The sequence below is a fragment of the Sinorhizobium mexicanum genome (assembly GCF_013488225.1).
Classification (GTDB): Bacteria; Pseudomonadota; Alphaproteobacteria; order Rhizobiales; family Rhizobiaceae; genus Sinorhizobium; species Sinorhizobium mexicanum.
Genome location: NZ_CP041241.1, coordinates 1232072 through 1249596, shown reverse-complemented (window position 1 = coordinate 1249596; position 17525 = coordinate 1232072). Strand labels below are relative to the sequence as shown.

The window sequence follows — 17525 nt, the reverse complement described above, 5'->3', positions numbered from 1 at the left end:
ATGATAACCGTCTTGCCCTCTCTCGAAGAAGATACCCTTTTCCTTGCCTGCACGCGGCCCACGATGATCGCCGGCGTGACCGTGGAGGCCATGGGCATGAACATCATGCTCACGACCATTCTCTACATCACAGCGGGATCGATCGCCTACGCTCTCGTCGGCGTTGTCTTTCATTTCGTCTTCCGAGCGCTCGTCAGGCAGGACCACAACATGTTCCGCGTCCTGCTTGCCTGGGTGGAGACGCGAGGACGATCCCGAAACAGCAGCTATTGGGGCGGTGCGACCCTGTCACCGCTCAGGCTGGCCCGCCATTACGACGAAAGGGATCTCGCCATTGCCTAGCATTGCGACGCTTAAGGCTCGGGAACTTGGACCGGAAACCTTTATCCCCTATGTGCGGCACGTCGATCACTCGACGATCGCTCTCGACTCCCGCGCACTCATGGTGATGATCGCTCTGGAGGGCGTCTCGTTCGAGACCGCCGACGCGCTGGACCTGAATGCACTCCATCGCGATCTCGACACGCTTTATCGGAACATCGCCGATGAGCGGCTCGCCTTGTGGACACACCTCGTCCGGCGCCGGGACAACGCTTACCCCGAGGGCGATTTCGCGACGCCGTTCTCGGCGGCTCTCAACGAGAAATATCGGGCGCGAATGGTCGAGGAAGACCTGTTTCGCAACGACCTCTACCTGACGCTCCTCTGGTCTCCGGCCCGCGATCCGGCCGACCAGGCTGCGAAGCTGCTGTCGCGGCTGCGACGGGCGCGTCGGACGGGTGTCGAACTGGATGAAGAGGCTCTCAAGCAGCTTCGAGACAAGGTCATCGATGTCACTGCCGGGTTGAAGCGGTTCGAACCGCGCGTGCTGTCCCTCTGCGAGCACGACGGCCTGTTGTTCTCGGAGCCGAGCGAAGTGCTGCACCAGATCGTCGGCGGCCGGCGGGAGCCAGTTCCGCTAACAGAAGGGCGCATCGCCTCAGCGATCTACTCGGATCGCGTCATCGTCGGCCGCGAGACGATCGAAATCCGGCACGAGGCGACAAGCCGCTACGCCGGCATGTTGAGCTTCAAGGAATATCCGGCCCGCACCAGGACCGGCATGCTCGACGATGTGCTCACCAGCCCGTTCGAGCTGATCCTGGCGCAATCCTTCTCTTTCGTCTCGAAGGCCGATGCGCGCGTGATCATGGGCCGTAAGCAAAACCAGATGGTCAGCAGCGGCGACAAGGCGGCCTCGCAGATCGACGAGCTCGACGAGGCGATGGACGATCTTGAGTCTAACCGGTTTGTACTCGGTGAGCACCACCTGACGCTTTCCGTCTTTGCTGCTTCGGTAAAGGAACTGACGGACAATCTCGCCAAGGCGCGCGCCAGCCTGACCAACGGCGGCGCCGTTGTCGCGCGCGAGGACCTTGGACTTGAGGCCGCCTGGTGGGCGCAGTTGCCGGGCAATTTTCGCTATCGCGCCCGGTCCGGCGCGATCACGTCGCGGAACTTCGCCGCGCTGTCACCCTTCCACTCCTATCCGATCGGACAGGAAGACGGCAATGAATGGGGGCCCGCGGTCGCCCTCCTCAAGACGGCGTCGGGGTCGCCGTTCTATTTCAATTTTCACTACGGCGATCTCGGCAACACCTTCGTGTGCGGCCCCTCTGGCGCCGGCAAGACGGTGCTTCTCAACTTCATGCTCTCGCAGCTCGAGAAGCATGACCCGTTCGTGGTGTTCTTCGATAAGGACAGAGGAGGGGACCTTTACGTGCGCGCCGCCGGCGGCACCTATCTGCCACTCAAGAACGGCAGTCCGACCGGCTGCGCACCGCTGAAGGCGCTTGACCTCACGCCGAAGAACAAGGTCTTCCTGGCGCAATGGCTGGGCAAACTTGTCGGCTCGGCCACGCGAGAACCGTCGGTCACCGAAGTCCGGGATATCGCTTCGGCGATTGACGGGCTGGCTGACCTGCCGGTGGAACGCCGCACGATCGGTGCGCTCAGGACGTTCCTCAACAACACCGATCCGGAAGGCGTCGCCGCCAGGCTGCGGCGGTGGGAAAGGGGAGGGCCGCTCGGCTGGGTCTTTGACAATGACGCCGACGACATCGGCATTGGCGCCAAGTTCATCGGCTACGACATGACCGATTTCCTCGACAATGAGGAAATTCGTGCCCCCCTGATGGCCTACTTGTTCTATCGGGTCGAGCAGCTGATCGACGGCCGCCGGATCATCATCGTCATCGACGAGTTCTGGAAGGCGCTGCAGGATGAGGGCTTCCGCGACCTTGCGCGCAATAAGCTCAAGACAATCCGCAAACAAAACGGGCTCATGCTGTTTGCAACGCAGAGCCCGCGCGATGCCATCGCGTCTCCGATCGCGCACACGATCATCGAGCAATGCCCAACGCAAATCTTCCTGCCGAATTCGCGCGGAAATCGCGCCGACTACATCGACGGCTTCAAGCTGACGGAACGCGAATTCGAACTGATCGCCCGCGAGCTCTCCGTTGAAAGCCGCCGTTGCGTCATCAAGCAGGGGCACAACAGCGTCGTCGCCGAACTGGATTTGAATGGCTTCGATGACGAGCTCGCCATCCTGTCTGGTCGGACGGCGAATGTGGAACTCGCCGATGCGATCCGCGCTAAGGCCGGCGACCGGCCCGAGGAGTGGCTACCAATTTTTCAGCAACGAAGGAGTACGAGCTGATGGCCCTATATCGACTTTACGGCCCGGCTGTCGCCGCGGCGCTCATGCTTTCCGCCGGTGGTGCGGCAGGGCAGGGAATCCCGGTGATCGACCAGACCGCAATTGCCAAGCACATCGAGACCATCGCTCAGCTCAAGTCGCAACTCGATGCACTCAATAAGCAGATCGAGCAGGCAGAGCAACTCTATGGCTCGCTGAACAAGCTGACCGATATGGCGGATGTCGCGAGCGTTCTCAACGATCCGGCCATCCGCCGGGCATTGCCGGCAGACTTCAACACCGTTGAGGATCTCGTCAAGGGTGGTGGCAGCGGTGCGCTTGCTGATGCCGCCTCAACGTTCCTGGAAGAGAATTCGGCCTATCGGACCGACGCCGAGGACTTCTATGCGCAGGAGCTGTCGCGCATCCAGAACAGGAATGCGGGCCAGATGAGCCTTGGGCAGCAGATCTACTACGCAGCGACGAAGCGCATCGACGGCATCGACCAGTTGCGCGAGAAGATTGCGACGGCAGCCGATGCCAAGGATATCGCCGACTTGCAGGCGCGGCTCCAGGCCGAAACGGCTTTCCTGCAGACCGACGTCCTTCGCATGGAGGGGCTGCGCATGGTGCAGCAGGCACAGGCGCAGGTCGATGAGCAGCGCAAGGCCGAGGACTGGCGCCAGCGCATGGACGCGATCAAGGCGGCGCTGCAATGAGGAGACTGCTTGTTCTTCTGGCAATGCTCGGTGTGGCTGCCTGCTCGGACCAATCCGAGCGGACCTACACCGTCGACGAACTGGTCGCGGACGAAGCGCTGCTTTCCCAAATCATCACGAAGTGCCGAAACAACCCGGGCGACCTTCGCGATAGGGCGAGCTGCAAGAACGCCGAAGCGGCGGACGGCAAGCTGCGGCTCCAGCGAATGCGGCAATCGTTGGGAGTCTGAGCTATGTATGAGGTGTTCGCCTTCGTCGATGAGCAGTTCAAAACACCGTTGGAGAACTTCATCTCCACGGGTACGTCGAACATCTCCGAATGGGTCTCAGGCCCGCTGACGGCGGCGGTCACCCTCTATGTCGCGCTCTACGGCTATCTCGTCCTTCGCGGCTCGGTCCAGGAACCGATCCTCGATTTTGCTTACCGGGCGATCAAGCTCGCCATCATCCTGATGCTGGTGAAGAACGCCAGCGAATACCAGACCTATGTCACGAACATCTTCTTCGAGACCTTGCCGCGGGAGGTTTCGCAGGCGCTGAACAGTGGCACGGCGCCGAGTGCCTCGACCTTCGACAGCCTGCTCGACAAGGGACAGGCCTCCGCCACCGATATCTGGTCCCGCGCATCCTGGCCGGTCGACATTGTTACCGGCGTCGGCGGCATGATGGTCATCGGCGCGAGCTTCATCGTCGCGGCGATCGGCTACATCGTCTCGCTCTATGCAAGGTTAGCGCTCGCCATCGTGCTGGCGATCGGCCCGATCTTCGTGGCGCTCGCCATGTTCCAATCGACGCGGCGTTTCACCGAGGCCTGGATCGGGCAACTTGCGAACTTCGTGATCCTGCAGGTGCTCGTCGTCGCGGTCGGCTCACTGCTGATCGCCTGCATCGACACCACGTTCGCCGCCATCGAGGAATACAGCGATGTGCTGATGCGGCCGATCGCGCTTTGCGCCATCTGCCTCGCAGCCCTCTACGTCTTCTATCAGCTTCCCAACATTGCCTCGGCTTTGGCTTCCGGCGGGGCGTCATTGACCTACGGTTACGGCGCGGCCCGCGACGCCCATGAGAGCACACTCGCCTGGGCTGCCTCGCATAGCTTCCGGGCCGCCGGCCGCGGGGTTCGCGCGGTCGGGCGGACATTCAGATCGAAAGGCGCCAGTTCATGACGCCCTTCGCACGAACAAGAAGAAGGCCTTTCTCGGAATGATCAAACCAATATTGCTGTTATGTGTGGCAGCCGCTCTCAGTGGCTGCGCATCGATGACTTATCCGCTCCCCAAATGCGACGGCTATTCGCGGCGGCCGCTCAATCGCTCGATGTGGCAATGGGAGGACAATAGCAACCTCAAACAGAAACATTCGGATGCCGGCCCGCTAACCTCGTCGCGTGTCGCTGCTGCCTTTGCCGAAGAGCGGAAGGAGCCGCCAGCCTTCGCCCATCTCGGCAGCGATACCTCATACCGTCGTTGCGAGGGATAGCACCATGGTGACGACGGACGATCTCAAGAGCTATTTCGAGAAGGCACGGCGTTTCGATCAGGATCGCATGATCCAGGTGGAGCGATCGAACCGCATCGCCTGGTCGATTGCCATCGGCGCCAGCGTTGTCGCTGGCGCCTCGATCTTCGCGATTGCGGGGCTTACACCGCTCAAGACCGTGGAACCCTTTGTCGTGCGGGTCGACAATTCTACCGGCATCGTCGACGTGGTCTCGGCGTTGGGCTCGACGCCCGGCACCTACGATGAGGCCGTCACCAAATACTTCGCCGCGAAATACGTTCGCGCCCGGGAAGGGTATGTATGGAGCGAGGCGGAAGAAAATTTTCGGACAATCGCCCTGTTGTCGGCACAGCAGGAACAGACCCGGTTTGCGGCGTTCTATCGTGGCAGCAATCCTGAATCTCCGCAGAACATCTACGGCCGCGGCGCGACCGCGAAGATCGCCATCGCGTCGATCTCCCTCATCAATCAGCATGTTGTTTCGGTTCGCTATATGCGCACGATCACCCGCGGCGATGACGTCCGCACGACCCATTGGGTTGCAACGCTCACCTTTTCCTATGCCAACGTCCCCATGTCGTCGACCGATCGACTGGTGAACCCTCTCGGCTTTGCGGTGAGCGAATACCGCTCCGATCCGGAGGCGATCAATTGATGCCAAAAACCATCATTCCGACCCTGCTTCTCGCCGGAATTGCTTCCGTCGCTTGCGCCCTGGAAATACCGCGCGGTGCGTCGCAGGATAGCCGCGTCCGCTTTGTCGATTATCAGCCGTACAACATCACGCGGATCGTCGGTTCATTGCGTTCGTCGGTGCAGGTCGAGTTCGCGCCGGACGAGGAAATTGCCCATGTGGCGCTTGGCAACAGCGTTGCATGGGAGGTCGCGCCCGCCGGCAACATCCTGTTCCTCAAACCGCGCGAGAACCAGCCGGTCACCAATATTTCCGTGGTGACGACGCGGCGGGATGGGTCGACGCGCAGCTATCAGATGGAACTCATCGTTCGCGACGGGTCGGTCGAAGTCGGTCAGAATACATATTTCTACGTGAAGTACCGTTATCCGGCAGATGAGGCCGAGCGCCGACGCGAGGCGGCCGCCGCCCGGGCGTTCGCAGCCCAGGCAAAGGAAGCCGACGACGTGCTTGCCCTCCACGAAGCCCATGGCCCTCGGAACTGGCGCTACTCGGCGCAGGGCGCTAAGGCGCTGGAACCGCAAACCGTCTACGACAACGGCAAGATCACCACCTTCGCCTTCGTCGGCAATCAGGAAATCCCGGCCATCTACGTTGAAAACTCCGACGGCTCGGAGAGTCTTGTTCCAAAGTCGGTCGATGGAAATCTGGTGTTGGTCCACGCCATCGGTCGAAAGTTCATCCTGCGGAGCGGAGGGGACGTGCTCTGCGTCTTCAATGAGGCCTATGACCGTGTCGGCATCAATCCCGACACCAACACGACCTCGCCCTCCGTCGAACGCGTCGTGAAATCCGATGTTACGGCGCAGTAGGGAAACCGTCATGGTACAGGACGACGAAGACCGCATACCAGGCGAACGCGCTGAAACAGTCTCCGGCAGGCGGATCGACAACAATCCCGTGCTGAAGCGCGGCGCGATCGCGCTCGCCATAGTTGCATTTGTCGCCTTCGCCCTATGGTCGATGAGTGGTGAAAGGATAAAGCAGGAAAACGCTCAAGCCGAGCGGGTGGTCATTCGTCAGACGACAAGCTTCGAACCCGCCAAGGAGAAGGTGGAACCGGTTCAGGCGGTCCCGGAAGTGAAGCTGCCGACGCCGGTCGTCGAACAGGCCATTGAGGACGAGGATCCGTTGCTCGACTCGGCGCGTCGTGCGCCTGTCATGGCCTACAGCGGACAGAGACAGGCGACAGGGCGCCGGGAGAGCGAGAATTCGGCCACATCGGCGAATTCCGACTACCTGCCACTCGACGAAAATCTTGTCAGCCAAAACGCGCAAGCCAACGGCAACGAGCAGAGGTTTAACGCTTTGCTGAGACCGACGCAGCTCGAGGGCTCACGCGCCGGCACGCTCGGCAATCGCGACTTCATCGTTGCGATGGGGGCGTCGATCCCCTGCGTCTTGGAAACAGCGCTCGCGTCTGATCAGCCGGGCTTCACGAGCTGCGTGATCAACCGCGATGTCCTGTCGGACAACGGCCGTGTCGTCCTGATGGAAAAGGGCACCCAAGTCGTCGGCGAATACCGCGGCGGGCTGCAGCGTGGGCAAAAACGGCTGTTCGTTCTGTGGAGCCGGGCAAAGACGCCGGAAGGTGTCATTATCACCCTCGCGTCGCCTGCCACGGACGCGCTTGGTCGCGCCGGCGTGGACGGGTTTATCGACACCCACTGGTGGGAGCGGTTCGGCAGCGCCCTTCTGCTGTCGATTGTCGGCGACGCTTCCGCCTATGTTGGCAGTCGTCTCCAGGACAGCGACCTAGATGCTCAGGGCACCACGAGCGCCGGCGGGCAAGCAGCGGCAATTGTCGTCGAGCAATCCCACAACATTGCGCCCACCTTGGAAAAACATCCCGGCGAGCCGGTTTCGATTTTCGTGGCGCGCGACCTCGACTTCTCGAGCGTCTATCGCTTGCGTGTGACCGAACCACGCAAGCGGATCTATGACCGGGCGGTGCTTGGGGATTTCGGTCCGCGGCCGACGCCGGCGAAGTAGGGCTGGAGGAATGTCAGAACATCCCGATGCCGGTGTCGTGCGCGAGCTCCTCGCTCCGTTGTCACGCTTCTTCAACGATCGGTCGCTCTTCGAGATCGTGGTCAACCAGCCCGGCCAGGTGCTCACCGAAGGGGCGGGGGGATGGCGGACCCACGCCGTGCCGGAGTGCACCTTCGAGAAGCTGATGCGATTGGCTCGCGCCATTGCCACCTATTCGAACCAGGCGATCGACGAGCAGCATCCGATCCTTTCAGCGGCCCTGCCGGACGAGGAGCGCATTCAGATCGTCATCCCGCCCGCGACGAGCAAGAACACGATCAGCATCACAATCCGAAAGCCGTCTTCCGTGACACTGAGCCTCGATGATCTGGAGGGTGATGGGCTTTTCGCGGATGTGAGGCCTGTCGCCGATGGCATGACGACTGCAGACCTCACGCTGAGCGAACTCCATAAATCCGGGCACCACAAGCAGTTCCTGCACGCGGCGGTCGTGGCACGCAAGAACATCATAATTTCGGGCGCAACCGGATCAGGAAAAACGACGCTGTCGAAGGCGCTGATCCGGCATATCCCCGAAAGCGAGCGGATCATCTCGATAGAGGACACGCCTGAACTCGTCATTCCGCATCCAAATCATGTGCGGCTGTTCTATTCGAAGGGGAGGCAGGGGCTCTCGACGATCGGGGCGGGGGAGCTCTTGGAGGCCTGCCTGCGCATGCGGCCCGACCGTATTCTGCTGCAAGAGTTGCGTGACGGTACGGCCTTCTCCTACATCCGCAACGTCAACTCCGGGCATCCCGGCTCGATCACGACCGTGCACGCCGACTCCACGAGGTTGGCGCTCGAACAACTGACGCTCCTCGTCAAGGAGTCCGAGAGCGGCCGGGAACTTGATCGAAACGACATCCGCAGCCTTCTGAAGAACGCCATAGACATAATCATTCAATGCAAGAGGAGGGATGGACGGTTTCGCGTGACCGAGATCTACTACGATCCGCCTTGTTAGATGCAGTTTCCTTTGGTGCAGCAATAGGGTAGCCATCGATCTTTCAGGGCTGATTGCCGAGGGCATCACGCTTCGATCATGCCGGCGGGCGTCGTCGTCTTCGCGAACCGGGATGCGGCCAACGGCATTCCCTGATGGGCGTTCGGCCTGACGATCGGTCTTGTTGCCTTCACAATCGGCTACACGATCCTTCTCGACCGGCTCACGCCCCCACCGCCTCCGACGATCCGCCCGAACAGTATCGTAGGGGGCTACCGTTCTGGGATTGGGCGGTACGCAACACGGAACGTCAAATCTTGACGAAACGATTGGCCTTTGCCGCTTCGTTCATGTCCTTTCGCCTGAAGTAGATCGCGCGACCGCAACGGATCGGGCTATGGCCCTGCACGATGATGACCTGCTCGTCCTTGCGCATGGACTGTGTGATCTCGTGCGGCATGATCAGCGGCCGGCGCTGGAAGTTGACGCTCTCCGATTTGCGCGACGCTCCGCTCTTTGTGTCCCAGCCGACGCTGCGCGAGCTGCCCTTCACCTCGACCGTCATGTCGCCACACTGCGCCGAGACGTTGCGTGCCGTGTCGAGCGCCTTGATCGCGGCATAGCTAGCGAAGGCGCATCCGTCGATCCACGACGTTGCGCCGTCCTTCCCGAAGTGCCGCTCCAGCTGTCCGACCGACTGGTACATCAGCATCATGCTGATGCCGTACTTTCTGCCTCGGTCGCGCGCCTCCTCCAGCACGCGCATATAGCCAAGGAGATCGGCCTCATCGAGCATGAAGAGTGCCCGGCGCTTGAAGCCGCCATCGGCCTGAACCATAGCATTGATAAGCGAGCCGATGATCACGCGGCCGATGCCCGGATAGGAGCGAAGGATCGATGCCGGGATGTTTAAGAAGACGTCCTTCTCGCCGCTGACTAGGTCGCTCGACCGAAAGGCGTTGCCGCAGACAAGGGCGGCATAATTGTCGAGGGACAGCCACTGCGTATCCTTCGATGCCGTCGAATAGACGCCGCTGAAGGTCTGCTCAGTCATGTTCGTGAAGACGCCAAGCGTCTCCCGGATGAAAGCCGAAGCGGAGTGCTCCTGAATGTCACGCAGCATCGCCAGCACCGAGGGCTCCGGCTCGGAAACGATCTGCCGGAGATTGCGCAGGTTTCGTCGTCCCTCATATTCCGGCGACAGCATCACATGGGCGAGTAGGCCGGTTAGAAGATTGTGCGCCTGGTTCAGGAAATACGACCCGGTCGAGGATTCGAAACGTACACTTTCCGACAGCAGCATATGCGCGATGCCGACTATGTCCTCCTCCTTCTGCCGCGACGTCCCGATCCCGTCGAGCACATTGAAACCCATGATCGGCTTTGTCGGATCGAGCACCATCACCTCGCGACCGAGGATGCGGGTGCGATGTTCGACCACCATTGGCGCGACCTCCGTGGAGGGATCGAGGCAGATGAGCGGGCCGGTGTAACGGAGCGCGGTCGGCACGACATTGCTCGTGGTCTTGTATCCGCCCGACCCGGCAAAGAAGAGCATATGCGTGGAATCGAAGTCCTGCTTGTAGGTGAGCAACGGGGCTTTGCCGCCTTGCCCCCATGTGGCCCGATCGTTCGGATCAAACGCGAGCTCATGGACGATTTCCTTGTCGACCTGGTAACGCTCGCCGACGACGATCTCGCCGTCGGGCGGAAACAGTTTTCCTGCCGCCGACATGGGCAGCCAATCTGCGTCCCCAAAGGTTCCGCGCTTGGCGCGCTTCACTGGATCTGACACGACGGTGGAAATGCGGGCAGCCACTGCCACGGCCACGAAGCCGGCGAATGCGCCGAGGACGACCATCATATCGAGATAGGAAAGCGCCCGATCCCATGTCACCGCGCCGCTCTCCACGGACGGAGCGAGTCGGCGAAATTCGCGCAGTGCGTAGAAGCCGGCGACGGAGAGGAAGCAGGCAAGGCTCGCCATTGCGACCGACCTTCGCCGGTGCAACGGCAGCATCTGTACGGTCAGCAATCCGGCAAGCGGTCCAAGCAAAAACGCCGGCACGGGTGACGCCCGGAGAAACCAGTGTGCCGTCTTCCCGGAGAGGCCGGTGGCCAATCCCGGCCAGCGCCACTCGACAACATAAACGGCAACAGCGGTGACGGCGATTGGCACTAGTCCAAGCAACAGGTTTTGATGCGATTTTGACTTCAGGGCCACTTCGCCGTCTCCCTGACGGGCAGTGATGCCACATCGGCCGGCGCGATCTTAAATGCCTCCGCACCGATATCGCGAAGCCGTAGATGTTCCGACGAGCCCGGCGCGATCCTCGCCAGTTCGATGAGGCCGCCGAGCAGAAACGCCCGGTCGGCCTCAGACAGGCCCGCCCTGACGACGATGCCGCCGAGCAGAAATTTCTCCCGCGCCTCGCGCTTGCGCTCAGCCGTCATGAGAAGCCTCCGCCGGCGTTCCAGTCGCGCCACCTGGCAGGCGACGCGGCGCAGCAGCTGCGCCAGCAATCCCCTTCTTCTCGCCTTTGCAAAATCGCCCGGCGATCTCTGCGAAGATGCGATCGACCTCCTCGTCGGCGATTTCCATCTCCGCAAGACCCGACTTCGTTGCGGCCCGGGCAAAACGCTCGGCGGATTTTACTATCAGCTTTCGTCTGCGTTCGTGCAGCTTCTCGATCTGTGCTTCGATGTCGGAGATAGATGATTTCGAGGCCATTCCAGAGTCCTTCTTTGTTGGAGCAATCTACGCAATGCCGACTATACTATCTTGTTTGAGATAGTAAAATAGGCTATTTGCATCATCCCGAAAACGTCGCTGCCGGAGTTTTTTCCCTTGCCCGTCTTCCGGAGAAGCGGCATCGGCCTTGGTAGACCGATCGGTTTGAGCGGCACATTTTCGGCGCTGACGCGACGTGTGCGAAAGGTCTGGAGAAGGTCGTGGCTATCATGTTCGTCAGAGCGCAGGTGATCAGCAGGGGAGCGGGACGCAGCATCGTCTCCGCCGCCGCCTATTGCCATCGCGCTCGAATGATGGATGAACAGGTCGGAACGACGTTCAGCTATCGCGGCGGGACGCCCGATCTGGTGCATGAGGAACTGGCCCTGCCAGACCAGACCCCGACCTGGCTGAGGACGGCGATTGGCGGGCAAGCCGTCGCCAAGGCCAGCGAGGCGCTCTGGAATGCGGTCGACGCCTTCGAGAAGCGGGTGGATGCGCAGCTTGCCCGCGAGTTGGTCATCGCCTTGCCGGAGGAGCTGACCCGAGCGGAGAACATCGCCCTCGTCCGAGAGTTCGTCCGCGACAATTTCACCTCCAAGGGGATGGTCGTCGATTGGGTCTATCACGACAAGGACGGCAATCCGCATGTCCACCTGATGACGACGCTGCGACCGCTTGCGAGGGAGGGCTTCGGGCCGAAGAAGGTCCCTGTCCTGGGCGAGGACGGCGAGCCGCTGCGCGTTGTCACGCCCGACCGGCAGAGTGGCAAGATCGTCTACAAGCTTTGGGCGGGCGACAAGGAAACGATGAAGGCGTGGAAGATCGCCTGGGCAGAAACGGCGAACCGGCATTTTGCGCTTGCCGGCCATGAGATCCGCCTCGACGGACGATCCTATGTCGAACAGGGCCTCGGCGGGATCGCGAAAAGACATCTCGGACCGCAAAGGGCCGCGCTCTCCCGCAAGGGCATTGAGATGTACTTCGCGCCGGCCGATCTCGCCCGCCGGCAGGATATGGCCGATCGGCTTCTTGCGGAACCGAAGCTTTTGCTGAAGCAGCTGGGCAACGAGCGCTCCACCTTCGACGAGAAGGATATCGCCAGGGCGCTGCATCGCTATGTCGACGATCCGACCGATTTTACCAATATCCGCGCGCGCCTGATGGCCGCAAATGAGTTAGTGACGTTGAAGCCGCAGCAGGTCGATCCCCAGACCGGCAATGTTTCGGAGCCTGCGGTCTTCACCACGCGGGAGATCCTGCGCATCGAATACGACATGGCGCAGTCGGCTGAGGCCCTCTCGAGGAGAAAAGGCTTTGGCGTTTCTTCACGGAATGTCGCTGCTGCCGTCAAGAGCGTGGAAACAGCCGATCCGAAAGCGCACTTGACACTCGATGCGGAACAGGTCGATGCCGTCGGTCATGTCACCGGCGACAGCGGCATTGCGGCCGTCGTCGGTCTCGCGGGCGCAGGCAAGTCGACGCTGCTTGCCGCCGCGCGGGTTGCCTGGGAAAGCGAAGACCGTCGTGTGACCGGAGCGACGCTTACCGGAAAGGCAGCGGAGGGACTGGAGGACAGTTCCGGTATCAGATCGCGGACGCTGGCGTCCTGGGAACTTGCGTGGGCCAGTGGGCGCGAATTGCTTAGTCGCGGCGACGTGCTGGTTGTCGACGAGGCCGGCATGGTGTCCTCGCAGCAGATGGCGCGCGTCCTGAAGACTGCGGAGCAGGTGGGAGCGAAAGTCGTTCTCGTTGGCGATCCGATGCAGCTCCAGCCGATCCAGGCCGGCGCGGCATTCCGCGCGATTTCCGAGCGTGTCGGCTTTGCCGAACTTGCCGGGGTGCGACGGCAGCGCGAGCAATGGGCGCGCGATGCCTCGCGCTTCTTTGCCCGTGGCGAGATCGAGAAAGGCCTCGACGCCTATGCGCGCCACGGCCGTATCGTCGAGGCGGAAACGCGCGAGGAGGTCATCGGCCGCATCGTTTCCGACTGGGCGGGCGCGAGACATGATCTCCTTCAGAAATCCGCCCAGGGCGAGAATGCGCGTCGCTTTCGCGGTGACGAGTTGCTCGTGCTCGCCCATACCAATAATGATGTCAAACGGCTGAATGAGGCGCTCCGCGAGGTCATGACTGACGAGGGCGCGCTCAGCGACGGCCGCACCTTTCGGACGGCGCGCGGTGCGCGGGAGTTTGCCGTCGGCGACCGCATCATCTTTCTGGAAAACGCCCGCTTCGTCGAGCCGCGGGCGCGGGGTCTCGGCCCTCAATATGTCAAGAACGGCATGCTCGGTACGGTCGTCTCGACCGGCGACAAGCGGGGTGACACACTGCTTTCCGTGCGTTTCGACAACGGCCGAGATGTCGTCATCAGCGAGGACAGCTATCGCAACGTCGACCATGGCTATGCTGCGACGATCCACAAGTCGCAGGGTGCCACGGTGGACCGGACCTTCGTCCTCGCCACTGGTATGATGGACCACCATCTGACCTATGTATCGATGACCCGGCATCTCGACCGCGCCGATCTTTATGCGGCGAAGGAGGATTTCGAGGTGAGTCCGGAACGGAGGCGGCAACCGCGCGTCGGCCATGCCGCGGGTGTCACCGGCGAGCTCGTCGAAACCGGGGAAGCCAAATTCCGACCCGATGATGATGTTGCGCACGAAAGCCCCTATGCCGACCTTAGGACAGACGACGGAGCCGTTCACCGTCTCTGGGGCGTGAGCCTGCCGAAGGCCCTCAAGGAGGCTGGGGTCTCGCGAGGTGATACGGTTGCGCTGCGCAAGGACGGTTTCGAGAAGGTCAAGGTCGAGGTCACCGTCGTCGATGAGGCCACTGGCGAGAAGCGAACGGAGGAACGCAAGGTCGATCGTAACGTCTGGACCGCCAGGCGGGTCGAAACCGCCGAGGCTCGCCAGGAGCGGATCGAACGCGAGAGCCATCGGCCGGAGCTGTTCAAACAGCTCGTCGAGCGACTGTCGCGTTCCGGCGCCAAGACCACCACGCTCGATTTCGAGAATGAGGCAAGTCACCAGGCGTATGCCAGCGATTTCGCACGCAGGCGCGGGCTCGATCATCTGTCGTTCGCCGCGGCGGGAATAGAGGAGGGCTTGCCGCAGCGGTGGGCCTCGATTTGGGAAAAGTGGGAGCAACTGGCGAAGCTCTGGGAACGGGCGAGCATAGCGCTCGGCTTCGCGATCGAGCAGGAACGGCGCGTTTCGTACAGTGAGGAACGGACGGAATCTCTCTCCGAAGGAATCCTGGTCGGTAGGCACTCTCTGATCCGGTCCGCGACTGAATTCGCCCGGAGCGTCGATGAGGATGCGCGCCTCGCGCAGCTTTCGTCTCCGGCATGGGCCGAGCGGGAAGCGACCCTCCGGCCGCTTTTGGAAAAGGTCTATCGCGATCCGGAGGCAGCGCTTACCGCCTTGAACGCGCTTGCTTCGGATACCGCTACCGAGCCCCGCAAGCTTGCCGACGATCTCGCCAATACGCCGGTGCGGCTCGGCCGTCTGCGGGGGTCTGCTCTCGTCGTCGACGGTCGTGCTCAACGCGACGCGCGCAGCGTCGCCAAGGCTGCCCTGCAGGAGTTGCTCCCCGTGGCCCGTGCCCATGCGACCGAGTTCCGTCGAAACGCCGAACGCTTCCGTGAGCGCGAGCAGACGCGCCGCATGCATATGTCTCTGTCGATCCCAGCGCTCTCACCGCGCGCCATGGCGCGTCTCGTTGAGATCGAGGCGGTGCGCAAACAGGGTGGAGACGATGGTTACCGGGCTGCTTTTACGCTTGCCGTCGAGGACCGCTCGGTCGTGCAAGAGGTGAAGGCAATGAGCGACGCGCTGACAGCCCGTTTCGGCTGGAGCGCCTTCACCTCAAAGGCGGATGCGGTCGCCGAACGCAACATGGTCGAACGCATGCCGGACGATCTGACGAGCGAACAGCGCGGGAGGTTGAGACGGCTGTTCGAAGCGGTACGGCGCTTTGCCGAGGAGCAGCATCTTGCCGAGAAGGAGAACCGGTCGAAGATCGTCGCTGGTGCGAGCGTCGAGTCCGGTAAGGAGACGACGGCCGTGCTGTTGCCGATGCTTGCCGCCGTGACAGAGTTCAAAACATCGGTGGACGAGGAAGCGCGCACACGGGGGCTCACTGTTCAGCACTATCGCCATCATCGCGCGGCGCTGGCCGAGACCGCGAAGCGCATCTGGCGCGACCCGGCCGGTGCTGTCGACAAGATCGAGGAACTCATCGTCAAGGGCTTTGCGGCCGATCGGATCGCGGCGGCCGTGACCAACGACCCTACCGCCTATGGTGCGATGCGTGGTTCGGATCGCCTGATGGATCGGATGCTCGCCTCCGGCCGGGAGAGGAAGGACGCGCTCAAGGCCGTGCCAGAGGCGGCGGCCCATCTGCGCTCGCTCGGCGCATCCTGGGTGACCGCGTTTGAGGCGGAACGCCAGGGCGTTAAGGAAGAGCGGCGTCGGATGGCGGTTGCTATTCCGGGACTATCGCAAGCCGCGGAAGAGGCCTTGCGGCGGCTCTCGGCCGAGATGAAGAAGAAGGGCTGCAAGCTCGACGCTACCGCCGGTTCGCTCGATTCCACGATTCGGCGTGAGTTCGCCGCGGTCAGCCGGGCGCTCGACGAACGGTTCGGCCGCAACGCCATTCTGCGCGGCGAGAAGGACGTGATCAATCGCGTGCCGCCGACGCAGCGCCGCGCGCTCGGGGCCCTGCAGGAGCGGCTGAAGCTCTTGCAGCAGACCGTCCGATTGCAGAGCAGCGACAAGATCCAGCAGCGAACGATCGCTAGGTCACGTGGTGTCACTCCATAGATACACAAGGAGAGACATCCTGACGCCATTTGCCGGTGATAAGGTGCAAGGCAGATTTTCCAGTGTGATCGCAGCTGACGAGAGCTTGCGATCGAATGTGGCCGCCATGCGCTTTTGCCAGAGCCGGAAAGTCACGGCAGCTGGTCGCGCAAGATGTTAACGATTTCGAACGTGACGGGCGGCGCTTCAGATGAGGTGACAGAAGCGGAACTCCATTGCGCTCCGCCGCTACTCGGGCGGCGGAGGTTGCTAATAGTCCTGCGTTTTGCGCGTGAAGAAGTCTTCAACGGATCCACTCGTTCCAACGCTGCAGTAGCAGCGCTGCGTTTGTGTTGATCCATTCCGCGTCGGGCACGATGATATGATCGCGAACGTCGTCAGCCTGCGGCATTGTTCTGCGAGCTTCCGCGGACATCAGCGAGACGGCGTCCCGACTCGGCGGCGTGCAGGAAAGCGCTTCGCAGGCCTTGGCCTGGGCGGCTGGCGAGTTCAGCCAAAAGGCGACCAGCTTGAGTGCATTGTCGCGATTCGGTGCGCCCTTCAGCAGCGCGATCCGGTCGCCGACGAGGAAAGACGCCTTGTAGGACCAGGCGATTGGCAGTCCCTCATCTTGCATCGCCTTGGCGCGCGTCAACCAGATCTGGCCGAGTGAGTAGTCACCGTTGCGAAACCCTTGCACGCTCTGATCACCCGTTTTCCACCATAGCGAAACCGAAGGGCGGATCTGCTCGAGCTTGGCGATGGCGCGATCGATATCGAGCGGAAACAACTCGTCGCGGCTGACGCCATCGGCAAGGAGGGCGGCCGCCATGACGCGCCAGGGGTCGTCGAAATTCGGAAAGGCACGGTCTCCCGGAAACTTCTCCGTGTCCCACATATCCGCCCAGCTTTCCGGAACAGGCTCGCCCGGCTTGCCGGTTCTATAGGCCAGCAAGGTTGCCGTTGATTGCAGGAGTGCGCCGCCGGCGGCACAGGCATTGGCACTGAGGCCCGGGCGATCGGCAAACTGCCGGCAGAACTCCGTCAGATCCTCGGTGATTTCGCGATGTGCTTTCGACGCGGCTTGGATCTCTCCGTCGAGGTAGAGGTCCCAACTGACATTTCCGGTCTTCACCATCGCCGCAGCCTTGGCGCGCATCTCAGCGTTGGTTGCTACGACGGTGACGACCTCGATGCCTGTTGCTTTGGTGAACGGATCGAACCAAGCCTCCTTCAACGCCCGGTCATAGGCACCCCCGGTTGATGCGATGATGACTTGTTCCGCGGCGAATGCCGGTGGAGCAATGGACGCAATGTACAGGAGACCGGCAAGCGCCGGCCTGAAGATTTTTGCGGAACGCGGAAGCAGAGAGAGCATAAGAGTCCCCTTTGTCTTATGAAAAGTGGAGT

The 17525-nt window shown here is 61.9% G+C and carries 15 protein-coding genes; 11 read left to right on the top strand and 4 right to left on the bottom strand.

Features of this window, described 5'->3' with window-relative positions:
• The 10 genes from FKV68_RS29920 to virB11 are packed head-to-tail and all read left to right on the top strand — an operon-like array spanning position 1 to position 8594.
• Entirely contained in the window at positions 1-342 is a 342-nt protein-coding gene (locus FKV68_RS29920; protein WP_180942542.1) for a VirB3 family type IV secretion system protein, read from the top strand.
• A complete protein-coding gene (locus FKV68_RS29915) occupies positions 335-2701 on the top strand; it encodes a VirB4 family type IV secretion/conjugal transfer ATPase (RefSeq protein ID WP_180942541.1) in 2367 nt (788 codons plus the stop codon). Before FKV68_RS29920 ends, FKV68_RS29915 begins: the two co-directional genes overlap by 8 nt.
• Positions 2701-3399, top strand: coding sequence for a P-type DNA transfer protein VirB5 (virB5, locus tag FKV68_RS29910; RefSeq protein ID WP_180942540.1), 699 nt, complete (start codon positions 2701-2703; stop codon positions 3397-3399). Before FKV68_RS29915 ends, virB5 begins: the two co-directional genes overlap by 1 nt.
• Positions 3396-3629 (top strand): EexN family lipoprotein, encoded by a 234-nt coding sequence (locus FKV68_RS29905; RefSeq protein ID WP_180942539.1) that lies wholly within the window; start codon positions 3396-3398, stop codon positions 3627-3629. The genes virB5 and FKV68_RS29905 overlap by 4 nt, the downstream gene beginning before the upstream one ends.
• Before the next feature lie 3 nt (positions 3630-3632).
• The gene (locus tag FKV68_RS29900) at positions 3633-4568 is read left to right on the top strand and encodes a TrbL/VirB6 family protein (RefSeq protein ID WP_180942538.1); all 936 of its coding nucleotides are present in this window, start codon (positions 3633-3635) and stop codon (positions 4566-4568) included.
• Between the two features lie 37 nt (positions 4569-4605).
• Entirely contained in the window at positions 4606-4881 is a 276-nt protein-coding gene (locus FKV68_RS29895; RefSeq protein ID WP_180942537.1) for a hypothetical protein, read from the top strand.
• Between the two features lie 4 nt (positions 4882-4885).
• A complete protein-coding gene (locus tag FKV68_RS29890) occupies positions 4886-5557 on the top strand; it encodes a VirB8 family type IV secretion system protein (RefSeq protein WP_180942536.1) in 672 nt (223 codons plus the stop codon).
• A complete protein-coding gene (gene virB9, locus FKV68_RS29885) occupies positions 5557-6408 on the top strand; it encodes a P-type conjugative transfer protein VirB9 (protein ID WP_180942535.1) in 852 nt (283 codons plus the stop codon). The genes FKV68_RS29890 and virB9 overlap by 1 nt, the downstream gene beginning before the upstream one ends.
• Before the next feature lie 10 nt (positions 6409-6418).
• Positions 6419-7588: a type IV secretion system protein VirB10 gene (gene virB10, locus FKV68_RS29880; RefSeq protein WP_180942534.1), complete on the top strand. Its 1170-nt coding sequence runs from the start codon at positions 6419-6421 to the stop codon at positions 7586-7588.
• Positions 7589-7598: 10 nt separating this feature from the next.
• A complete protein-coding gene (gene virB11 / locus FKV68_RS29875) occupies positions 7599-8594 on the top strand; it encodes a P-type DNA transfer ATPase VirB11 (RefSeq protein WP_180942533.1) in 996 nt (331 codons plus the stop codon).
• A 289-nt stretch (positions 8595-8883) separates the two neighbouring features.
• Here virB11 and traG read toward each other — a convergent pair whose 3' ends face one another.
• From traG to FKV68_RS29860, 3 genes are read right to left on the bottom strand one after another with little or no spacing between them, the layout of a single operon-like run.
• Positions 8884-10797, bottom strand: a complete 1914-nt coding sequence (traG, locus tag FKV68_RS29870; protein WP_180942532.1) for a Ti-type conjugative transfer system protein TraG — start codon at positions 10795-10797, stop codon at positions 8884-8886.
• A complete protein-coding gene (locus tag FKV68_RS29865) occupies positions 10788-11027 on the bottom strand; it encodes a conjugal transfer protein TraD (RefSeq protein ID WP_180942531.1) in 240 nt (79 codons plus the stop codon). Before FKV68_RS29865 ends, traG begins: the two co-directional genes overlap by 10 nt.
• The gene (locus FKV68_RS29860) at positions 11017-11304 is read right to left on the bottom strand and encodes a TraC family protein (RefSeq protein WP_180942530.1); all 288 of its coding nucleotides are present in this window, start codon (positions 11302-11304) and stop codon (positions 11017-11019) included. Before FKV68_RS29860 ends, FKV68_RS29865 begins: the two co-directional genes overlap by 11 nt.
• Before the next feature lie 221 nt (positions 11305-11525).
• On the opposite strand from FKV68_RS29860, the gene traA reads away from it, so the two are divergent.
• Positions 11526-16136, top strand: a complete 4611-nt coding sequence (gene traA / locus FKV68_RS29855; RefSeq protein ID WP_180942529.1) for a Ti-type conjugative transfer relaxase TraA — start codon at positions 11526-11528, stop codon at positions 16134-16136.
• Positions 16137-16419: 283 nt separating this feature from the next.
• Here traA and FKV68_RS29850 read toward each other — a convergent pair whose 3' ends face one another.
• Positions 16420-17493, bottom strand: coding sequence for an ABC transporter substrate-binding protein (locus FKV68_RS29850; RefSeq protein WP_180942528.1), 1074 nt, complete (start codon positions 17491-17493; stop codon positions 16420-16422).
• Positions 17494-17525: the final 32 nt, after the last annotated feature.